Raw genomic sequence first — 21,299 nt, 5'->3', positions numbered from 1 at the left:
AATAATTAATCTATCAAATTAGATCAGTTTATTGAAATAGCCTTACCTATTTAGCACTATCTAATTTTGGAGCAGACGAGAGCAAATTCGTCAACGCTGCGATGAATTTTGCACAAAGTGAAGAATTTCAAAGCAACTTCCAAAAAGTCAAAGATTACGCTATGACACAAGCAACCTCCTCCTCGATGGATGAAGGCGTTCGTTTGGCGCAAGACTTTACGCAATCGTTAAGTGAAGTGCAAAGCTCTCAAGAATCTTATCAAATTGCCCAGACTCAGCTTGACCAAATCTCTGAAACGGGAGCTTGGTATTAACAAAACTCCCATTTAATCAAAGACAATCTCAATCAAAAATATGTGGATTGGGCTATTGAGCGCTTGAATGATCAGTACCAAGATGGAACCGGATTTGAGCATTTTAAAGCGATCGCAAATGGGAATATCCTTGAGAATATCAATAGGTACCAATTATACGCTGATCATTCAAATTTTGTTGCCTAGATTATATTCCTTTTTAAAAATAAACGAGGATCGCCAATTTGATATTTTAAAGCATACAATTTGGCGTAAGTATCTGAACAAACTTGAGCTAAAATCATGATTTCATCTTTAGATTGGATTTTTTCTTTAGGTGATGGCTCTTTTTCGGTAGGTGCGTTTTGGATTTCATATTTATCCTCTATATTTTCCTTTCATATACCTCTTGAACATAATGCTTGCAAAAGAATATGTCCAATTAAACAGTATTTAATATGCTTATGCTCAACACTCACCTTAAGCCGACTAATCACAAATTGCAATTGAAAACCAATGAAAAGTCTTCAGTGAGATCAATCAACTTTTTAGTTATTTGTCTTGATGTTTTAAGAAATTGCTAATTTCTTCTTTCGAAAATAATCCTTGAGCTACTTTACAAACCATTTCCTCGAATTCACGCATGTCGTATTTTATTTTACAATCATTTTGGCTCAAAAAAATTAAAGTCGCAGCAGCACCTGTTCTCTTATTCCCATCTAAGAAAGCATGATTACAAACGATGTGAAAAAGATATGCAGAAGCTTTGTCAAATATTGATTCATGTAGATACTCACCAAACATTGTAGTCTTTGGCATTTCTATAGCAGATACAAGAAGTCCCATATCTCTAATACCATGTAGACCTCCGTATTCAGAAACGAGATGATCATGAATCAAAATCACCTCTTCGACAGATAAAAAAATCATCGATCAGACAATCTCTTGAAAAGTTCAGCATATTCATTAAAAACATATTTCTTAGCTTCTTCAAATTTGCTGTTTACTGGTTTTACCGATTGAATAGTAACACCTGTATTTGAATCTACAACTATTTGAAACAAACAATTTTCGTCAAGCCCTGCAGCTTGTAAAATTGATTTGTCAATGACAATGGCTTTACTATTTCCATGTTGAACTAAATGTTTAACTTGCATAATACACCTCTCGTATAAATTAATATTACTACATTATAAATTTAACGTATATACAAGTGTTATAACGGAGTCTTTTTTTATTACGGTATAAGTAAATATAAACGAATTGAAAAGGTCACCAAAAAACTTTTTGTGTTAGACAAAAAATCACAAAAAGTTTTGTTCGCGCATCTTTTATTTTTGAATATGGATTTTCACTGCATATTCTTGAGAAATGACTCGATCATAAACAACATCAATTCCTTCATGTGAAATTGTTTACAAAGACCGCTATTCAATTTTTGTCTCGCAATCAGGCTTTTTGTACGCTTACCCGATAATTGCCCGATTGTGCGTCTTAATATACCAATTATACTATGATAATTTTAATAATTTGTTGCTTAAATTATTTAAACGAGGATCCCCGCTTTTAAATCTTAAAGCATAAGACTTGGCGTAAACACCAGGACAAACCTGAGCTGAAATCATGCATTCTTCTTTAGACTGGCTTTTTTCTTTAGGTGATGTCTCTTTTTCGGTAGGTTGCGTTTTGGATTTCATATTTTATCCCTTGTATGTTTCCTTCATATTACTAAGGAGAAGCAAAAAAGTAAATATTCACTATTTCTGCTCGTTTGCATAATAAGCGGGATAGAGAATAGTTACTTATGGTTTATGAGGTTCTTTCTTTCTGTTTTGTTCTGCGCATTCCATTAAAGCATCTGCACAATAAGTAACCCCCTGTTCCAACTAAAAAGGAACCTACATTAACTTTACCTGAAATTGGTAAAAGGATCAATTTCTCCTTATATTTTAGGACGGTGGTGAAGTCCTTTTAGATTAATTCTTGTTTTGATTTTGTTCGTTCTTCTCGTTTTCTTCCATCCGTGTGACCGTACCATCAACACAAAGACCGACACCTGTTGCTATTAAAAACTTAGATGCCCCTTGTGCTATAGGATGGGGAATAAAACTAAGGAAATAACCGCATAAAGAAGCCGTGATACCTATATAAACGCGTATAGGAACCTTAATTTCTTTATTGTCTTCTTTGTCATGATGACCTTTAACTGATTTAGCTAAACAAAGAGCGTCGAAATGTAAGTCGCATTCCTCTTGGTTAAAATCAATGCCATACATATTGCAGTCATATAAAAACATGGCCTTGTGAGAATTTTTTTTATCTTTCTTTTTCAAATCTTTTTTAATTTGCTTAATTTCGCCCTTTTTGAATTGTGCACCTTGTTTTTTAGCTTCTCTTTCGATTGCGTCAATTTGAGCATCCATATCAATTTTTTTTCCTGTATAGCCTTCTATTTCAGTTTTGATATCAAACATCACTTCCATTAACTTGCCATGTTCTAGCTTATCAATATAGCGTTTAGCTTTTTCATAAAGCTTTTCAATCCTAACGATAAACGCAATATCATTTAGGTTAACATTGACGCCTTTTGCTTGAACTTCATAAGCATAACAAGGCATTGCTAACGCAGAACCCAGAATAGCCCCCGCAACAGTGCATAAAGTGAAATTGTGAAGCAGCCCAATAAAACGAATATTTCCCATTGTATTAATCTCATTGTTCTTTTGTTTCTTTCTTGTTTACATAACTCATAAATTTTAAAGCTTTGGCATCTAATTACCCATGCCATAAACCAAAGTAAAACCAGAAGCTCAACGCCTAAAGCAACATACCACATAAAAATCCTTTACTTACTTTATCCATTCGTTACCCTCACCTTCTCATGTTCATTGATATAATAGTCATTTGTTTTATAGCTTAAATAGCCTAGCCCATCGAAAAATCGGGCTTGATCCTGTTTACTAAATGTTTGACGGCGCTATCAATTAATATATTTGTGAGAGCATGGCCTAACTCATGATATTTAGCTAGAAAGTTTATAAAAACTCTATTCATTATAGCAGCTTAACTCAACAGAAAAGAGAAAAATAAAAGAAACTATTTCTCAGAAAGATTGAAGCTCACTTATCTCAAATTATCCAATCAAAGTTGATTGTTCATCGTTAAATTTTAGTGAAGCAATGCATGTTGCAGAACACCTTTTTTATGATGATATACAAGATGATGAGAAGCAACAATATGGGTTAAATATTACGTTTAAAATAAAAGATCACTTTAAAAAACAGTGGGATAGCAACTGGGAAAATGACGTTATCCTAGGAGATCTTTGCGAAATGCTTTGGCTTTATGATGAACGATATCTTTGCTATAAAAGAGCTTATGATAATTTAAAAGAACATCCAACTGAATTACTATTACTTCTATCAAACTGTAATAGAGCTCCCGGTATTCCGCCTATTACAGATGAGGAGTCTGAATTCTATTTAAGGTAAGCGGTGACATTGCCCCATAATTAGGTCCATTTTAAAATAGAACATTCCACTACCTATGCATTAATTGTTTTTAGCTCATAAGTCTTTCTAAATTCTTCCGGAGAAAGACCATCTAGCGCGCTATGAGGACGCCATTTATTATAGTCTTCTCTCCATCCTTTTGCTAAGTTTTGCGCTTCTTGCAAACTTATAAACCCATGCTGGTTTAAAAATTTATCTCTGACTCCTCCATTACAACTCTCTATTGCTCCATTTTGCATTGGTTTACCAGGTTCTATGTAATGCCATCCAATAGATGCTCCCTCCGATATTTTAAATAGCCTGCTTGTGAATTCAGTTCCATTATCAAGGTCATTTGTCTTAAGATATCCTCTATATTTAATGAACTCTTCCAACTTCCTTACCATTTCTAATCCCGAAAGAGAGGTATCTACATTCATTTTTAAATTCTCCCTAGTAAATTCATCTACAATATTGAGTCATCTGATTTTCTTTTCATTTGCAAGTCAATCCGACATAAAATCAAGGCTCCAAACTTCATTGACTTGGGAGCTTTTATTCGCGCAAGCCCTATCCCAACTCCTCGTCTTCGAGCTCCTCTTTTTAACTTTTAGCCCCATTTCCTGATAAAGCCTAAAAAGCTTCTTATGGTTAATCTTAAAGCCCCTTTTTTCAATATAAAATGAATGCGCCGATAACCAAATCGAGGTCTTTCAAGAGCCACTGCTTTAATGAGTGCTTTTACTAGTTCATCTCCTTGCCTTTTCGACAACTATCGTCCAACTGATCGATGGAATACCAACAATTTAAAAGCCTGTCTCTTTAAAAATCAAAGACAGGAATTCATCCCGGAATAAAGGTGGCAGTAGACACGGGTGATCAAGGCTTGCAAAAGGTACATACTCAAACAGTTTTACCCAAAAAGAAAAGTAAGAAAAATCCTCTGACCAAGGAAGATAAAAAGAGAAATACCGTTTTGGCTAAAGAACGTGTTCTTGTAGATAACGTGATAGAAATGTTAAAGCGGTTCAAAATTATCTCAGATTGTTATCGAAATAGGAGAAAAGATTTGGATTACGCTTTAATCTTTTAGCAGGATTATACAATGATGAACTTAAAAATTCTAAAAATGTAAGGGAATTGGAATGAGTGGAATTGGTATGTGTTTATTATTTTTACAGGAGAAAATTTTTAGCCCACTTTCGGACCTTAATCCGTTTCCTATTCGAGGTCAATTAAATTTTAACTTACAATAAATAGCTTTTTTTATTTGAATCTATTTTAGCAAAATCTTACTGAGAAAATTGACTGTGAGGGTGAGGAAGATGTTCTTGAATGATTGTTTTTATAGCTTCTATCCAAACGGGATGGCTGTTTAGACCCTCCACTAGATGCAGAGTATCCCCTCCCAAATGTTTAAATTCTTCAGCATATTCGATAGAAACTTCACACGTGGTTTCAAGACAATCACAAACAAAAGCGGGGCAAAAAACAAGGATTTTTTTTCTATTTTTTGCGAGACAATCTTTTAATAAATCACTTGTATAAGGCTGAATCCATGTCTCTTTTCCGAGTCTAGACTGAAAACAAACGGTATATTGCTCGAGTTTAATCCTAAGTTTTGAAGCAATGGCTTTTGCTGTTCTATAGCACTGGGCTTTGTAACAAAATGCATTGTCCGAGCAAATCACTTGACAACAGTTTTTTGTTAAACATTTACCTGTTGGATCTCCTTTTCGAATCTGCCTTTCCGGTAACCCGTGAAAGCTAAATAAAAAATAATCATAAATATTTAAATCGTATTGCTTTGCTCTTTCACAGAAAGCTTCTATTAAACCAGGATGGTCTGGGTAACTATTGATAAATGTCAGTCTTGGGATATTTTGCCACTGCTGTAAATGTTTCATAACTTCTTGATGTACAGAGCCTGTTGTGGCAGACGCATATTGAGGAAATAAAGGAAAAATCACAATTTCTTTTACATTTGCTAATTTTAAGCGTTCTAAGCCTTCTTCAATTGAGGGATTTTGATAACGCATCGCCAACTCAACTTGAAATGATTCACCTAAAATCATTTGCAGTTTGGATTGAACAGCTATTCCATGAACAAGAAGAGGAGATCCTTCAGCTGTCCATAGTTGTTGGTAGAGCATGCTTGATTGTTTATATCTAAAAGGAACAATAATGCTTCTTACTAAGAGCTGTCTTTTTAGCCAGGGTAAATCAATTACTCTCCCATCGGTTAAAAATTCATTCAAATAACGATAGACATCTTTAGGTCGAGGAGTTTTAGGTGTTCCAAGGTTAACAAGTAAAATTCCTGTTCTTTGATTCATTTTTTTCTCATTTACCGAGTTTATAAAATAGGCGTGTCGGGCAACAGTGCTATTGATTCATTAAAAACTTGTTGAATCAGTGAAGCATTTACTTGGATGTGCAATTGAGAATGGATAGTATCGATTTTTTGTTGTAAAACCGATTTAAAGGCATGAATAGCATAAAAATAAGATAATAGGTAAATTTTTTGCTCTTTTTCCTTCTTTCCCGTATATCTATTCTCTCTCTCTCTAATCGAACTATTTTGTGAAAATACTTTGGCAAGTTGATGTGTTAATCTAAAATAATTTTCTTTTAAGGACAATTGTTGTGAAATTAAAAATTTAATATTTTGAATTTCATCCTTTAATTTCTTTTCTTTTTTTTCTAACTCTTCTATGCGTCTCTTTAGGTTGATATAAGTTTCCATTTCTAAAGCAGTTTCTCTAATCGCTCTACTTTGACGAGAATTCATATGTTGAAGCTCTTGCTTAGCAAGTTCTAATTCAAGCAAAGTAAAGTCTTTGCTATAAACCCATCGACATTTACCAATTGCATCTTCCAGTAATTTAATAGCTTTTGCCGGTGCTCCAATATTTGGTAAATAATTTTGCCGCTTGGAAAGCTCTAAAACTTTTTCAACCGCTTCATCTTGAATAGGAATGTCGATAGCTGTACGGTTAATCAATTCTTGAATCATGTGTCGATTTTGATTTTCGTCATCTCCATCAACAATAATTTTGACAATTTTTCTTCTAAATGCCCCATCAGTATCGAGACTTTCTATTTGCTGTAATTTTTCAAAAGTTGTGGTTGCAATAAATAAAGGACTTGGGCGATCAGTCAAAAATCTTTTCTTAAAAGCTTTAAAAGCAGAATCATTGGTAGCTAATTGATCGAGTTCATCAAAATGGAATAGAATTTGATCTTCAAATCCGTCAATTTGATTTTTAATTTGATTAATCAATTCTGAATGTCCAAAACTATAATTCGAAATTAATAACCCGCAATCAACTTCATAGTTCGTTCTTTTAAGCAACTCTTGGGGTAATTTCTTTTCATGTTTGAGTTGGATAAGCCGTTGTGTAACAGCAGTTTTCCCATCTCCAGACTTTCCCACCAGAAGAATATTAGATCCTGTTAGCAATGCGGAAATGATTTGATTAACTGTTTTAGTCATGCCAACTTTAGGATCTATATTCCCTCTTTCAAACTGTTTATCTAAATTAGTACAATTCACAATTTCATCAGGTAAAGGCTTTAGCCACTTTTGATAGCAAGCGGCCAAAACCCCTCCACAGACGATAATCGCTGCTGCAATTGCATAGACTCTTACTGTCACCCCAACAATCGGCTGTAATACTTGTACCAAAAAAAAAGGAATAGCAAAAAACTTATAAACAATATCCAGTAATAAATATTTATCCCATAAAGTAGTAAATTTTTTATGCGAATCTAAAAAATTAAAGGCACCTAAAAAGAGATTGATTAAGTTTGGAAAAAAATAAATAGCAATAGGTCGAAAACGTTTCCATTCTCCGTAAAATTTATCAGCCATCGCTGTGGTATTACGTTGTGTACATAAGGAAGCTCTTAAAAAAGCGAATTCGAAAGCACTGCGAAATAGAGGAAGCTCTTCCTGTTGACTTTTAAAATGAGCAATTTCATTCATTAATTCTAAATCGATGACTTCAGAAAGAAAATTCAAGGCTTTTGGCAGGTCTTTTTGGACCATCCCAAAAACAATAGTTGACAAAAATCGATCGAAATTTTCTTTATCTTGTGAATGCTCACGTATAAATTGAGTAAGTTGTGTTTGCCATTTTTCCCATTTATCCATCCCCCATTCTTCAGACAACATCAATTCTGCTAAATCTTCAAGTGAACGCAAATTTTGTAAGGGAGAAGAAGGTGGACTAACTAAAGTTGAATGTGTGTTAAAAAGGATAAAAGAGGGTAAAATCGATATATTCCAAGGCATCATTTTCTCTTCTAATCAAGTTTAAGTATGGGAAATTACAAAAGTTTTTTAAATGTGATTTTCTATCATATCTATTGAAAAATTTTATCCAAAAGGAATTGTTTATTTTTTACTAAGCTTATTCTAGACAAATATGTATCAAAACTGATCAAAAATTTTATAATACTTATTTAAGTTTAGTAAAAAACCATTTCTTCAAAATAAAAATAATTTTTGTTTTTTATATAAAATAAAGAATAAAAATTTAGATCTTTTTTAGTTGTCACATCAACTAAAAAAGATCTAAGATTAATTAAATAGAACGTGTACGTTCTTTAAAACCAGCTGCTGAACTGGGTACTTTACTTGGGTGATTTGCACGATTTTTTTGCCCAAAAGTTTTTTTAAAGCCTTTATCATGCTCTTTTTTGAACCCGTTAGCTTTCCCAAATTTTTGTTGGGGTCGATTAGCTCGGCGACGCTCATCATTAAATTTGTCAGTGCGTTGCCCTCTCGTATCCCTTTCTTGACCTCTTGGCTCTACACCAATTCGATCTGGACCTTGAATAGTCTCTTGCTCCAAAACAAATGAAATAAACTTAGAGACCAAAGTTGAATGATCGACTTCTTTCATCAGTTCTAAAACTAATTCAGTTTCTTGATGAAGGGGTTGATTTTGAATTCGACTTACAAGTTTTTGTCTCTTTAACTTTTTTACATCTTCAAGAGTTGGAATAATTTCTCGATTAATAGGAGCACCAGTCACTTTTTCATATCTTTGAAATTCTCGCCATTCTCTAAGTGTGACGAAAGTACTCGCCACCCCTTTATTTCCCGCTCTACCTGTACGCCCAATTCTATGAACATAGCTGGCAGGATCAAAAGGGAGATGGTAATTAAAGACATGAGAAACGTCTGAAACACTTAAACCTCTAGCGGCCACGTCAGTTGCGACTAAAACACGAATTTGTTCAGAACGAAAATGGCGAATAACCTCTTCTCGTTGTGGTTGTTCCATATCACCATGTAAACCTCGAGCATGATAGCCATTAGCCACTAACGTTGTTGATAAACGATCAACATCTTTTTTTGTTCGGCAAAAAATAATTGATTTAGCAGGTTCTTCACTGTCTAATAAACGTAAAATTGCATCGTCGCGTTCATCTTCACGAATAACATAATAAACTTGCTTGATATCTTTATTTGTCGTCTCTTTTTGTGTGACGCTGATGAAAATAGGCTTTTTTAATATTTGATGAGCTAATTTTTGAATAGCTGAGGGCATTGTCGCCGAAAAAAGTAAAGTTTGTCTCTTTTCTGGCAAAAAAGTGAAGATTCTTTGGATTGCTTCTAAAAATCCCATGTCTAACATTTCATCCGCTTCATCTAAAACAACAATAGCGGGTCGAAAATCAGGTAAGCTATCAGATTCTAAAAGATCTTGTAATCGACCGGGTGTAGCCACAATAACTTGAACCCCACGCTGTAAAGCTTCAATTTGAGGTCTAAAGGATTTACCACCACAAATTGTTGCTGTACGAATTCCTAAATGCCTCCCTAAACGAAATAACTCATCACTTACTTGACTGGCTAATTCGCGCGTGGGGGTTAATACTAAAAGTTGAGAGCCTGGATTATCATGGATTAGGTGTAAAGCTGGCAAACCAAATGCAGCTGTTTTTCCTGTTCCTGTATGCGCCTGAGCAACTACATCATGCCCTGCTAATACGACGGGAATTGCTTGTTTTTGAATAGGGCTTGCTATTTTAAAACCAGCTTCTTGCAATGCTTGTAAAATGGGGGCTTTTAAACCAAATTGCTCAAAAGCTAAATCTTGCTCAATAATTGAATCTTGGGTCATATTTTTCCTATTATATTCTTTAAAAAAGAATAAAGTGATAACTAGCGTATTTCATTAATAAAATAAAAAGAGCCATCTAAGATCAAATCTTCAACGCTCTAAATTACTCAAATAAAATAGTCAAAAGTTGGGTTAATAAAATTATCAACGATTAGTTATCTGAAAAAATTGAAGGGGCTAAATCGCTTCAATAGCACCCAAACCGCAAGATTTTTGATAATCAATTTTGATTATTGCTCTTGAATTTCAGGTTAATATCTAATTAGACAAATGACTTTTCATTACACTGATCGTTATTTGTCCATGCGCGCCAATGGTGGGTAACTTAACATTTTAAGCTATGAAAGCTAAACAAGCTTTTGTAATTCAACGAGCTTTTTAAATCTTCTTTCATTTACCAGCTTAAAAGCGCCCTTAGAGGGTGCGATTAAGTTACTCCATCATTTAAAACTCGACCGATTTATCCTTAAATTAAAGGATAAAAGTTTTGGTGCAGTTAAAGAATGACAAGTTTCAAGCCTCTACCATATCAGGTAGATTTTTTAAAAACTTCTTAAGTATATTTAGCGTAAAAGGACAACATAAAACATTATAGCAATTAAATGATTTAAAAACAAACCATAAGTAAAAGATTTTAAATTATAAAATTTTTGATCTATATTTGAGTTTGAAGATAATTTGCCATGTAATCACAAAATGCTGAAAAAAATAACACTCCTTACCCTACACTTTATTAAGTCTAACGCAAGGAGTATACAGACAAAGATAGTAACTGACTAGCGAGAATGAGGAAGAGCAAAAACTTCTTTTTTCTCAATTCGATTAACTTCTTCTTGATCTTCTACTTCGCTATCATCTAGGGGAATAGCCAAAACATCTGTATCGTCAATTCCATTGCGGCGCATAATTTCGTATTTCGCATCAACTCTGGAATTGGAATCTGCCTGAGTAGATGAACTAGCGGGCTTTGAAACCGCTGCTTCAGCTGTTGTGACTAATGTAAACAAACTAAGTACGGTAAGTAGTTTCATTAATTTCTCTTTACTACACATATAAGTCTCCTAAAATTCAGTTCAAGAAAATGCATTTCAAAATAATGCTGGAAAATTCCCCTAACAAACTTTTTGGTTTGAGTCAAATCGCTAGTCCAAAGACTTTCTTCTTCATTTATTTATATATAGAATGCAAACTTTTTGTTCAATTTGTTCGAAAAAAAACTTTTTTTATAAAAATGTGATATTCAAACTAAACAATAGGTATTTTCTGCAGCAAAATCACCAAATAAAATCTTATTTAGATTGGAAATTCATGGAACTTTTTTATGTCCTAAGAGCGATACTGATCTCGGAGTTTATGTCATAAATTTGTGAAAGATATACGCAACTCTCTTTTAAAATTATCAAACCTATTTGCACATCATAGAAAAGCTTTATTTGCTTGAAAAGATAGTAAAATTGAAGAAACTTTAGTACTATCTAATAAATAATTTTGTCACTTTTAGCAAGCTCTATATAGTTAATTGAATTTAATCGTGCATGTATAAATACAGTTTGAGTTAAAAAATTATGGCACACTCCAAAAATTTAAGACAAAAAGCACTCAGCTATTTAGAAACTGGACATTCTGCAGAAGAAGTAAGACCAGTTTTCGGTATAGCATTAAGAACAGTGTTTAACTGGCTGAAACGTTAAAGAAATGGATGTTTAGAAGATAAACCAAGAAAAAGGCATCCAATTAAAATTGATAATGACTAACTAAAGAACTATATTAAAAAATATCCTGATAGTTATTTTAAAGAGATAGCAAAAGAATTCAATGTAGACCCTTCCTCTATATTCTATGCTTGTAAGAGGCTTAAAATCACTTTAAAAAAGGCCTTATTTTACAAAGAAAGAGAAAAAACGTAAGGAGTTAAAATTAGGAAAGATAGCAAAAGAAGATTGTGTTTATATTGATGAAAGTGAAATTAATGAATGTCTAGAACGTCATAATGGGTGAGTTTTAGAGGAGAGAAAGCTTATTCAGCAGTATCTGAGCATCGTCTTGCAAGAGAAAGCTTTATAGCAGCTAAATGCCAATCTAAATTTTTTGCTCCTTTTTGCTATATAGGAACGTGTCATACTACCTTGTTTAATACACAGTTAGAAAAAATATTAATTCCAGAGCTTAAAACTGGACAAGTGATTATTTTGGTTTTTTAGATGGATAATGCTACTTTTCATCAGTCTAAAAAACCAAATATCTGATTAAACAAGGCGGATGTAAAATTTTATTTTCTCCCTCTTATTCACTTGATTTAAATCTAATCGAAGCTTTCTGGGCAAATTTTAAACAATTAGCCCGGTTAAGTTTAAACAAATTATCAAGTCTTGCAAAAGCCATTGATTATTCTTTCTGTCAAATATGCACATAAGTGCACAATTAAATTCAATTAACTATAAATGCTCTGATGCGACTAAGGGTTTCAAATGCGCTAATCCAGCGTCCGTGAGATTAGGGCATCTATTTAGATCTAAACGCTATAAAACCACTAAGGAAGTCAAATGCGCTAATCCAGCGTCCGTGAGATTAGGGCACCAACCCAGATTTAAATGTTGTAAAGCCACTAAAGGTTTCAAATGCGCTAATCCAACGTCGGTGAGATTAGAGCATGCAGTTAGATCTAAATGCTGTAAAGTGACTAAGGGCATCAAATGCGCTAATCCAGCATCCGTGAGCTTATCGCACCCAGCCAGATTTAAATAATGCAAAGCCACTAAGGGCGTCAAATGCACTAATCCAGCATCCGTGAGCTTATCGCACCAACTCAGATTTAAATGCTGTAAAGCTATTAAGGAAGTCAAATGCACTAATCCAGCATCCGTGAGCTTATCGCACCAACTCAGATTTAAATGTTGTAAAGCCACTAAAGGTTTCAAATGCGCTAATCCAACGCCCGTGAGATTAGGGCATCCATTTAGATCTAAATGCTGTAGAGCGACTAAGGGTGTCAAATGCGCTAGCCCAGCGTCCGTGAGCTTACGGCACCCAGCCAGATTCAAATGCTGCAGAGCCACTAAGGATGTCAAATGCGCTAACCCAGCGTCCGTGAGCATGTAGCAATCTTGGAGGTGAAGCTCTTTTAAATTTTTACAATTTTTCAACGCTAAGAGATGGGTGTCAGTCAGACTATCCTTCTCTGAAAAATTGAGTCCTTCTATTTCATTTGAGAAGTGGCTTAAAATTTTTTCAAATTCGGTTAAATAAAAAGCCTGCTTTAATAATGAACTTACAACTGTGAGTTCTAAATAATTTTTTAAAGCATTTAATTGGTATTGCTGCGTGAAATTTAAAAGTTCTTTTAATTTTACTAGGCTATCTTCGCTAGAGTTAAATATCTTAAATTTCTTGGATTTATATGCGTCAAGCAACTGTTGTTCTAAATTCTTCACAACTCCTGTCAGTTGATAATAATCGGCTAATTGAATAAAAAAAGGGATATCTTCTTCAGAAACTTTAAAATTAGCATCCATCAGGCAGTTAAGCAGATGAATAAACTCTTTTTGTGTCAAAGTGAGAGGATCTCGAAGAGTTTCTTGAAAATTTCCCGACCAAAGACTCTTAAAATAGAGCGATTTTTCCATTAACAAAGATAATTGAGAACTAGGGATAATTAAAGAAGTTCCATCTTGAAAGCTCAATTTAAATTCTTCTTGGGGAAAAGACGAAGGAGTGGAAGATTGAATTGTGGATACCTCAATTTCCTTTGGGAAAAGGTCGTTTAAAGTATTTAAGTTTGCTATGGCAGTTAAAGGATTTACTAAGGGTGTGTTTTCATTTCCAGGTTTATCATTAGGATTATCAATAGTTTTCTGAGTGTGAGTTTTAGTTAAAGAAGGAGAGGCAAAACTTAAATTTTGAGCCGAACTTGATAAAGATACGCTAGATTCTGGACGAGTTGTGACAACTTCTTTTCGCCCCAAAAAAATCTCTCTCCATTGAGACTGAAGCTGATCTCTATTGATATAGTTAAAGAATAGGTTCAAAAAGGACTGAAAAATTGTTTTGCATAATAAACTAATACGTTCAAAAAATTTTAAACGTTCATTTGATGGAGAGTAAAATTGAGTATCTGGATTGACAATGGGAGTGTGCTGATGAGAATTTGAATTATGGATATGCATAATTACCCTCCAAATTAGCTAAATAATTCTAAGTCATATCACACAATTCATATTAGTGAAATTAAATAGATAATATTAATGCAATAAAGAAGGAAAGCTGGTACCGAAAATAGAATTTGCCTGTTCTAAGAAAATAAAAGATGAAGTTTTATTAAAGTTTATTAAGTCTTATGCAGATGCCTATTTAAGAAAGCTCTCTGCTCATTTTGGCGTCAATGCATAAGCAGTTTTTATGTTTGTAAATGACAAAAAAATCCTCTTAAAAGAGAAGAAAGAAATAAAAGCAAAAGAGCAGATTTTCAAAAAAGTAGAAAATATCAATAAAAGAATGAAAGATAGATAGAAGCGAAGTCCATCCATACGTTTGTAAAACTTTTGCCAGGTCTCAATTAGCGAAACCTGTGCTCAAGGTAGCAGTATTAGGAAAACGAGATCAAAGAAAATGTTTCCTCGTTACAAAAGTTGATCCTAAATTCATGACTCTCTTTTGCTCACTCATAAATATAGACATTTAACTTGGTAATATAACTATAATCAACAAATTTAAACTAAGTTGATTTTATGCGAAATCATTCAATAAATAGATGTTATTAAATAGTTTTTTGTTTTATGTGTGCATTAATTAAATCCCAATCTGGGTTTAAACTTAACAAATGGAGAATATCGTTTAAGCGAAATTTTGGACAATGAGGGTAAAGATTTTCTAAGATTAATTTTATTAATTCGAAATCTTCTGGTGTATCGACTGTCCAACGATATAGATGGAGAGATGGATGATGTGCAATATTCTTTAATTTAAAAAGATTGGGGTTTTGATAAATAAAAGGAGTGACGTGTTCTTTTTGGATGAGACTTGTTGCCATTTTAAAAGCTGTTTGAAGCGCTTCAAACGTAAAAACTTCTACGTCAAGCCCTCTTGGAAAAGTTCTTTCGAAGCTATTAGAAATATAATCATATTGAAAAATTTCTTTTTTAAATAATCCAACTACTTGATCAATAATGTCTGGATCAATTAAAGGACAATCGGCAGTGATACGAACAACCACATCTACTTTGCGAATCAAGGCTGCCTGATAATAACGCTCTAATACATCGTTTTCAGATCCACGAAAACAAAAAATACCTAGTTGCTGGCAATAAGCTTCAATTACATCATCTTGTGAGTTAGTTGTGGATAATATGACTATCTCATCAACTTCTTTAACGTCTTTTAATCGTTCAAGAAGATAACCAAGTAGAGGTTTTCCTAAAACAGGTTTAAGAACTTTTCCAGGAAGCCTCGTTGATCCCATTCGAGCTTGAACAAATATTTCAGTACGCATTTTCCTCGATTTTTTTTAATAGCGCATCGTTCAATTCTGCTAGGTGGCGAAGAGTAATAGAAGCATCATACTTTTCATCCACAACTATATCTTTGTAAGGACCTGTTAACATCCTGATTGTTTGAAATCCAAAAGGTTTGATGCCTACAAAATCTTTATTAGGATTATCAGCCACATAGACGACTTTTTTAGGGCTCACCTTTTCCCATTCACAAATTTTTTCAAAGCAATAGGGGGAAGGCTTGCTATATTTTAATCCGTAAGTATAAGTACATAAGCATTTTTTTACATAATGCTCTAAATGTAAGGCCAAAAATTTTCTTTTTTGAACTAACTTATTTCCATCTGTGACAACATAAATCGGATAAGAGCTTAAACGTTGAAGACAATCCAAAGCTTCAGGAAACAATTGAATTTGAGGAGAATGAGCCCGATAAATAGCTACACATTTTCTTACCAAGCTTTTGCTGTACAGACCGAACTTTTGTAGGAGTCGATCAAAAACATGTTCTCTTTTAATTTCGAACTCATTTATTAAAGCTTGATAAATGTCTGAAGATTGGCTTCTAAAAGTTGAACTTAAAAACTCCGAAACAATTTTAAATCCACTTAAAACAAACATTTTCTCTTCATAAAGTGTATCATCTAAGTCAAAGACGAAGACCATGGAATAATCCTGTCTGCTGGGTATCGAATTTGGCGAATTTCATGTTTGGATCTATTAAAAGGATAACTTTGCAAATTTCCGCCTAAACTTTCAAGGAAAAACCAAAAAAAAGAATCTAACCCGACTGCTAAACTAGCTGTCGATGCCCCTCCAAAGCGGGGATTACACTCAATCACGTGGAATTGACTAAATTCATCTACAATCACCTGAAAAATAGCATGGCCGCTGACATTCAATTGGTTTGCAATGTTTATACAATAATTTTCCAATTCAGGATAGTTGGTAGTTGTTGTAATCTGCGATTCCCCTCCTACTGTGTAATTTCTCAATCTAGCCACACAACCTTGTACTTTCCCTTCTGCTGAGCGATAAAGATCAATACTCCATTCTTTACCAATCATGTAAGGTTGAAAAATAGGATCATCCAATTTTAAGGCACCTTGCATCGCTTCATCTTTAGAGACTTTTAAAAGCATTTTTAAAGATCCAGCCCCCTTGCGTTCTTTGACTACATAATGCACAGAGTCAATATCATCTAGTTTTACACTGGTTAAAATGGGTTGAAAATGATGCTCTAATAAAAACTCAGCAAATTTTTTCTTGTCTTGACAAATCAAAACAGTGTCTAAAGAAGAACACATGATTTGAATTCCTTCGGCTTGCAAAAGTGATTTATATTGGGCAAAAAAAAGCAAATCTCCATCCCGCGTAGGAATGATCATTTTAATAAAATACTCTTTGCAATATGCGATAACTTCTTCAATCGTTAAATGAGAAAGAGAAGGACAATGCCAAAATTGATCTACACCATATTTGCCAATACAGTTAACATCTGCATCACAACCGTGAATAGATTTGATTTGCCCCGTCTTACGAGCTGCTTCGCGAACAGCTTCAATCAAAGGCATTTTCTTCGAAATACTCGTGATAAGTATCGAACACGTATCTTCGTGAAAAATAGGAGCTTCCCATTTCTGTTTCTCAAATTCAATTAATTTAGGGATGGCTTGCTCTAAACGGTTTTTGGGTCGCCATTTTATCCACTGTTCTAATCGATCAATATTGGCTTGCGAATGTTCGAAAAGAATGTTTTGGTGAGAAGATTGGACTTGAAGGTTGGGAAAATATTGATGAAGAAGGTCTAGGATAGTTTGAACCGAACGGGCTTCCCCAGATCCAACATTTACAACACCGCTATGCTCAGTTTGAGATAACTTCAATAAAGCTTCTGCAACATCATCAGAAAAAATATAATCAAACTGCCCTTCTGGACGATAGACAGTCAGAGGCTCTCCTCTTATCGCGGATCTAATCCATCGAGAAATAACGTCTTTAGATTGGTAGCCATAAACTCTAAAAATCCGAGCAGAAATAAACGAAGCCTGATGGCCAAGAAAATGATTTAAAAAGCGAAGTTCTAGCTCATGAAGAAGCTTCGCTCCCCCACAAATATTCCTGGGATATATTCGACTCTCTTCATTTAAGATTGAAACTTGTTCTTGTTTCGAAGTGAACTGATATTGCGTAGGATCATAAATTAAGTAACTAGAAGCAAAAATCACCTTTTTTAAAGATAATCCATCTTTGAGAAGATTGATTAAATAATGACTCAAACGAACGTTATGGTGAAAATTTTCCAAGAAAAAAGAATAAGTTTCCTCTGACCTTTCAAATGTTGCAGCAAGATGAAAAAAAATTTCAGGATCAAAATTTTGCAAAATTTCAGGGTGGATTGCATTTAAGTCTCCCTGCCAATATTTAAGCTTTCCCAACCATTCTTTTGGACAAGGTTTTAAATCTCCAACAAAAAGACTTACTTTTTCTTTTAATAGAGAGTTAACAAGGGCTGTTCCAATAACTCCAGCTCCACCGCTAATAAAAATCCGTTTATTATTCATGAATGACCTCATGAGCTAATAACCCATGCATCAATGAATCTATCCAGCGCTGTTTTTTATATATGTGCTCTCGCAGGATCCCCTCTTTTTTAAATCCAAAATTTTCTAAAACTTGCATGTGAATTAGCCTAAAAGCAAAGGTTTCTGTGTAAATACGATGAAAATTTAATTTTTTAAATGCAAACTGAGAGATGAGAGTAAGGAAATGCAAAAAATCTTGAATGTAGATCGTCTCAAAACTAGCTCTTTCTGTTTTTACTAAAAAGGATAGCTCTCCTTTTTTTGATTGCCAATCCACATTAACAAGCCCTCCATATCCAATACATTGACCTTGATAAAGATAACTAAACAAAATTTGATTGGGTTGATAAAGATCAAATAAAGGTTTGATAACCTTTTCAAAGTAAATAATTTGATCTTCTTTTGAAATAGGTTTTTGTTGCCGTAAAATGTCTATTTGTTCATTGCGCCAAAGACGGATTTGTTCCATATCTTGTTGTCTAATAGCAACAAGTTGGTAATGATTAAAAATTTGACTTTCTAACAAAGAATAAAGAGGCTTCATTTGCTCTCTTCCATTTTTGGATTCAACCACAAGGCTTGAATAATTTCTGGATCAGGCAGAGGTGTTAATTTAAATCCTTGTCTCTGACAAATCTTTAACATTCCCTCATTCTCAGCTAAAATATTTGCGTAAACTTGCTCAATATTTTCTTGATTGGCAATTTTAAGCAATTGTGTAATAAATTGAGTTCCTAGGCCTTGATAATGATAAGCATCAATAATTGCAAGCGTAAGCTGAGCATAAGTAGTTCCTGGGATGCGAGATAAACGGCCTACTCCAACAATCTGCTTTTGTTGAAAATTCACGACTTCAGCGACAAGTGCCCATTCTCTGTCATAATCATTAAAACAAATACGAATTAAACGTTCATGAGTGACTCGTTGATCTAAACTGATAAATTCTAAGTATCGCTGACGTACACTTTTCTCAGATAAATCATGATGAAATTGCACAATAAGGGGTTCGTCCTCAGGCCGGATAGGTCTTAAAATCACCTGTTTTTGATTATTTAATTCCGTTTTTAAAACGTAATTTGAAGGATAAGGACGGATGGCTAATTTAGGTAATTGTTGATCTTGAACATCGTTATCATGTAAAACGATACGTCCATCTAAAGCAATAATTTCATTGTCAGATACTAAAAGAGGATTAATATCACATTCCTTAATCCACTTATTGCCTACAATAAGTTGAGAAAACCGAATAAGAATTTCTTCTAAATGAGATAAATTAATTGCCTTTCTCCCCCTTACACCAAGCAATGCTTCATAGATTTTTGTTTTTTGCATAAGCTGTTGAGCAAGATTTCTATTAAGAGGAGGTAACGCTAAAGCACGATCTTTAAATACTTCAACAAGCTGTCCCCCAGTTCCAAACAATAAAACAGGTCCAAATTGAGGATCGGTTGAACTACCTAAAATCAATTCATAGCCTGATTGTTTAATCATACGTTGAACAGTGACTCCATTAAAATGCTGCACTCCTTTTATTTTTGATATAGATTGAAAAATTTCTTCGTAAGCAATTAAAACTTCCTGAGAAGTTTTTAAATTAAGCTTAACGCCTCCCACGTCGGTTTTGTGAGTAATTGTTTCAGAAAAAAGCTTGAGAACAACTGGATAACCAAATTGATCGGCTAATTTAACAGCTTCAGCTGCGTTTTTAGCAACTTCTGTTTGGACAATAGGAATTCCATATAAGCTCAATACTTGTTTAGATTCAAATTCAGTTAAAATTGTTCTTTTCTCTTCCTGAGCTTTTAAAATAATTTGATTAACCAGTGCTTGTGCTTGCTCATTCTCACCCCAGATCGATGAATCTGCCTGAGGCGTTTCGTAAAGAGTTTTTAAATTTTGGCTATAACGCCACATGGTTGCAAAAGTTTTTGCAGCATCATCCGGATAATTAAAAACAGGAATTTTAGCATGCGATAAAATATTTGCTCCTTCTATAACAGAATCTCCCCCCATCCAACTTGTTAAAAGTGGTTTTTCATTGAGGATCGCAAACTTAGTCAGTATTTCTGCTGTTCCTTTAGCATCTGTCATATCTTGAGGAGAAAGAATCACTAATAGTCCATCAGAATTTGCATCATTTACGATAATTTCAACCGTTTTCGCATACCGTTTAGCATCTGCATCTCCTAAAATGTCAATTGGATTGCTATGGCTCCAAGCTTGAGGTAAAAATTCGTTTAAACTATTGATAGTTAGAGGTGTTAATGGCGCCATTTCAGCATGATTTAATACAGTAGCATCCGTAGCCAGGACCGCAGGACCTCCAGCATTCGTAATAATTGACAGATTGGGGCCTTTAGGAAGGGGTTGACGTGCTAATACGGAAGCCATGCTAAAAAGTTCAGAAATATGATTAACACGTAAAACGCCTATTCTTTCTAAAGCTGCATCAAAAACTTCATCACTGCCTGCTAAGGAACCTGTATGAGAGGCTGCTGCATTAGCTGCTGCTTGACATCGTCCAGCTTTGATAACAATAATCGGTTTTTCTAAAGCAACTTCTCGGGCAGCTGTCATAAAAGATCGTGCATCGCCAATCGTTTCCATATAAAGTAAGAGGCTACTAGTATGAGGATCGCTTCCAAAATAGTCGATTAGAGTTCCCCAGTTAACATCTGCCATCGAACCGATAGAAACAAATGAGCTAAACCCTACTTTTTCTTGCCAACTCCAATCTAAAACAGCTGTACACATGGCTCCAGACTGACTAATAAAAGCGAGTTGACCCGGTAAAGCTAGCCCTTTTGCAAAGCTAGCGTTTAATCCAGTGTGAGGATTCATGATACCTAAACAGTTAGGACCAATAATTGATAAAGGGCCTTGTTTCGCATAAAAAAGGATTTCTTCTTCTAATTTTTTCCCTGCTTCTCCTAATTCTTTAAAGCCTGCTGAAATAATAATTGCCGATTTAACTTTAGCATTCACGCATTCCTTGATAATCTTCGGAACCGTTAACGCAGGAGTCACAATAATGGCCAAGTCCACAACTTCAGGCACAGAAGAAATTGAGGGGAAAGATATGAGATCTAAAATACGATCTCTTTTAGGATTAATAGGATAAATTTTTCCTTTGAATAATCCATTAGTCAAATTATTCATAATGGTTGCGCCAACGCTACCAAAATCGTCTTTTGCTCCTATCACAGCAATCGTTTTGGGATAAAAAATCGCATCTAAACGCTGAGGATAACGATGAATAAAATTTTGAGAAGGATCAGTTCGATGTAATACCCTTTCATTCATTGAA

At 34.2% G+C, this 21,299-nt stretch carries 16 protein-coding genes and 3 pseudogenes; 4 read left to right on the top strand and 15 right to left on the bottom strand.

Features of this window, described 5'->3' with window-relative positions; translation table 11 throughout:
• Window positions 1-161: 161 nt before the first annotated feature.
• Window positions 162-314, top strand: a complete 153-nt coding sequence (locus TY19_RS16255) for a hypothetical protein (protein WP_158383168.1) — start codon at window positions 162-164, stop codon at window positions 312-314.
• A gap of 531 nt (window positions 315-845) precedes the next feature.
• On the opposite strand, the gene TY19_RS08660 is transcribed toward TY19_RS16255, so the two are convergent.
• The 4 genes from TY19_RS08660 to TY19_RS08645 all read right to left on the bottom strand — a co-directional run bounded on the left by TY19_RS08660 (window position 846) and on the right by TY19_RS08645 (window position 2,995).
• Window positions 846-1,223, bottom strand: a complete 378-nt coding sequence (locus TY19_RS08660; protein ID WP_052354870.1) for a type II toxin-antitoxin system death-on-curing family toxin — start codon at window positions 1,221-1,223, stop codon at window positions 846-848.
• A complete protein-coding gene (locus TY19_RS08655) occupies window positions 1,220-1,450 on the bottom strand; it encodes an AbrB/MazE/SpoVT family DNA-binding domain-containing protein (protein ID WP_011175572.1) in 231 nt (76 codons plus the stop codon). Before TY19_RS08655 ends, TY19_RS08660 begins: the two co-directional genes overlap by 4 nt.
• Window positions 1,451-1,804: 354 nt before the next feature.
• On the bottom strand, window positions 1,805-1,990 hold the full coding sequence (locus TY19_RS08650) for a hypothetical protein (protein ID WP_042281812.1): 186 nt from the start codon (window positions 1,988-1,990) through the stop codon (window positions 1,805-1,807).
• A 279-nt stretch (window positions 1,991-2,269) separates the two neighbouring features.
• Complete coding sequence (locus tag TY19_RS08645; RefSeq protein WP_042281807.1) at window positions 2,270-2,995, bottom strand: hypothetical protein; 726 nt, start codon at window positions 2,993-2,995, stop codon at window positions 2,270-2,272.
• Window positions 2,996-3,472: 477 nt separating this feature from the next.
• On the opposite strand from TY19_RS08645, the gene TY19_RS08640 reads away from it, so the two are divergent.
• Window positions 3,473-3,784 carry a hypothetical protein gene (locus TY19_RS08640; RefSeq protein ID WP_042281804.1) on the top strand — a complete coding sequence of 104 codons (312 nt, stop codon included), beginning with the start codon at window positions 3,473-3,475 and terminating at the stop codon, window positions 3,782-3,784.
• A 53-nt stretch (window positions 3,785-3,837) separates the two neighbouring features.
• Here TY19_RS08640 and TY19_RS11825 read toward each other — a convergent pair whose 3' ends face one another.
• Window positions 3,838-4,224, bottom strand: a complete 387-nt coding sequence (locus TY19_RS11825; RefSeq protein ID WP_052354869.1) for an integrase core domain-containing protein — start codon at window positions 4,222-4,224, stop codon at window positions 3,838-3,840.
• A 386-nt stretch (window positions 4,225-4,610) separates the two neighbouring features.
• Between TY19_RS11825 and TY19_RS08630 the strand changes: the two are divergent.
• Window positions 4,611-4,933, top strand: a pseudogene (locus TY19_RS08630) (transposase family protein); the annotation flags it as partial.
• 143 nt (window positions 4,934-5,076) lie between these two features.
• Here TY19_RS08630 and hemH read toward each other — a convergent pair.
• The 4 genes from hemH to TY19_RS08610 all read right to left on the bottom strand — a co-directional run bounded on the left by hemH (window position 5,077) and on the right by TY19_RS08610 (window position 10,973).
• On the bottom strand, window positions 5,077-6,120 hold the full coding sequence (gene hemH, locus TY19_RS08625; protein ID WP_042281802.1) for a ferrochelatase: 1,044 nt from the start codon (window positions 6,118-6,120) through the stop codon (window positions 5,077-5,079).
• A 20-nt stretch (window positions 6,121-6,140) separates the two neighbouring features.
• A complete protein-coding gene (locus TY19_RS08620) occupies window positions 6,141-8,084 on the bottom strand; it encodes an ATP-dependent Clp protease ATP-binding subunit (protein ID WP_148300660.1) in 1,944 nt (647 codons plus the stop codon).
• A 289-nt stretch (window positions 8,085-8,373) separates the two neighbouring features.
• Complete coding sequence (locus TY19_RS08615; protein ID WP_042281797.1) at window positions 8,374-9,921, bottom strand: DEAD/DEAH box helicase; 1,548 nt, start codon at window positions 9,919-9,921, stop codon at window positions 8,374-8,376.
• A 776-nt stretch (window positions 9,922-10,697) separates the two neighbouring features.
• Window positions 10,698-10,973, bottom strand: coding sequence for a hypothetical protein (locus TY19_RS08610; protein WP_042281795.1), 276 nt, complete (start codon window positions 10,971-10,973; stop codon window positions 10,698-10,700).
• Window positions 10,974-11,486: 513 nt separating this feature from the next.
• Between TY19_RS08610 and TY19_RS26890 the strand changes: the two are divergent.
• Window positions 11,487-11,828: pseudogene (locus tag TY19_RS26890) on the top strand (IS630 transposase-related protein).
• A 528-nt stretch (window positions 11,829-12,356) separates the two neighbouring features.
• On the opposite strand, the pseudogene TY19_RS08600 reads toward TY19_RS26890, so the two are convergent.
• The 6 genes and pseudogenes from TY19_RS08600 to TY19_RS08575 all read right to left on the bottom strand — a co-directional run bounded on the left by TY19_RS08600 (window position 12,357) and on the right by TY19_RS08575 (window position 21,295).
• Window positions 12,357-14,084, bottom strand: a pseudogene (locus TY19_RS08600) (hypothetical protein).
• Window positions 14,085-14,674: 590 nt separating this feature from the next.
• Window positions 14,675-15,406: a cytidylyltransferase domain-containing protein gene (locus tag TY19_RS08595; protein WP_042281790.1), complete on the bottom strand. Its 732-nt coding sequence runs from the start codon at window positions 15,404-15,406 to the stop codon at window positions 14,675-14,677.
• Window positions 15,396-16,073 (bottom strand): HAD family hydrolase, encoded by a 678-nt coding sequence (locus TY19_RS08590; protein WP_042281788.1) that lies wholly within the window; start codon window positions 16,071-16,073, stop codon window positions 15,396-15,398. The genes TY19_RS08595 and TY19_RS08590 overlap by 11 nt, the downstream gene beginning before the upstream one ends.
• The gene (locus TY19_RS12930) at window positions 16,052-17,971 is read right to left on the bottom strand and encodes an NAD-dependent epimerase/dehydratase family protein (protein ID WP_158383164.1); all 1,920 of its coding nucleotides are present in this window, start codon (window positions 17,969-17,971) and stop codon (window positions 16,052-16,054) included. Before TY19_RS12930 ends, TY19_RS08590 begins: the two co-directional genes overlap by 22 nt.
• Complete coding sequence (locus TY19_RS08580; protein ID WP_039358311.1) at window positions 17,964-18,536, bottom strand: GNAT family N-acetyltransferase; 573 nt, start codon at window positions 18,534-18,536, stop codon at window positions 17,964-17,966. The genes TY19_RS12930 and TY19_RS08580 overlap by 8 nt, the downstream gene beginning before the upstream one ends.
• A complete protein-coding gene (locus TY19_RS08575) occupies window positions 18,533-21,295 on the bottom strand; it encodes a bifunctional acetate--CoA ligase family protein/GNAT family N-acetyltransferase (protein WP_042281785.1) in 2,763 nt (920 codons plus the stop codon). The genes TY19_RS08580 and TY19_RS08575 overlap by 4 nt, the downstream gene beginning before the upstream one ends.
• Window positions 21,296-21,299: the final 4 nt, after the last annotated feature.

The organism is Candidatus Protochlamydia sp. R18, assembly GCF_000648255.1.
Taxonomy (GTDB): Bacteria; Chlamydiota; Chlamydiia; order Chlamydiales; family Parachlamydiaceae; genus Protochlamydia; species Protochlamydia amoebophila.
The sequence above is the reverse complement of the archived record's forward strand: the minus strand, read 5'-3'. Positions and strand labels throughout refer to the sequence as shown.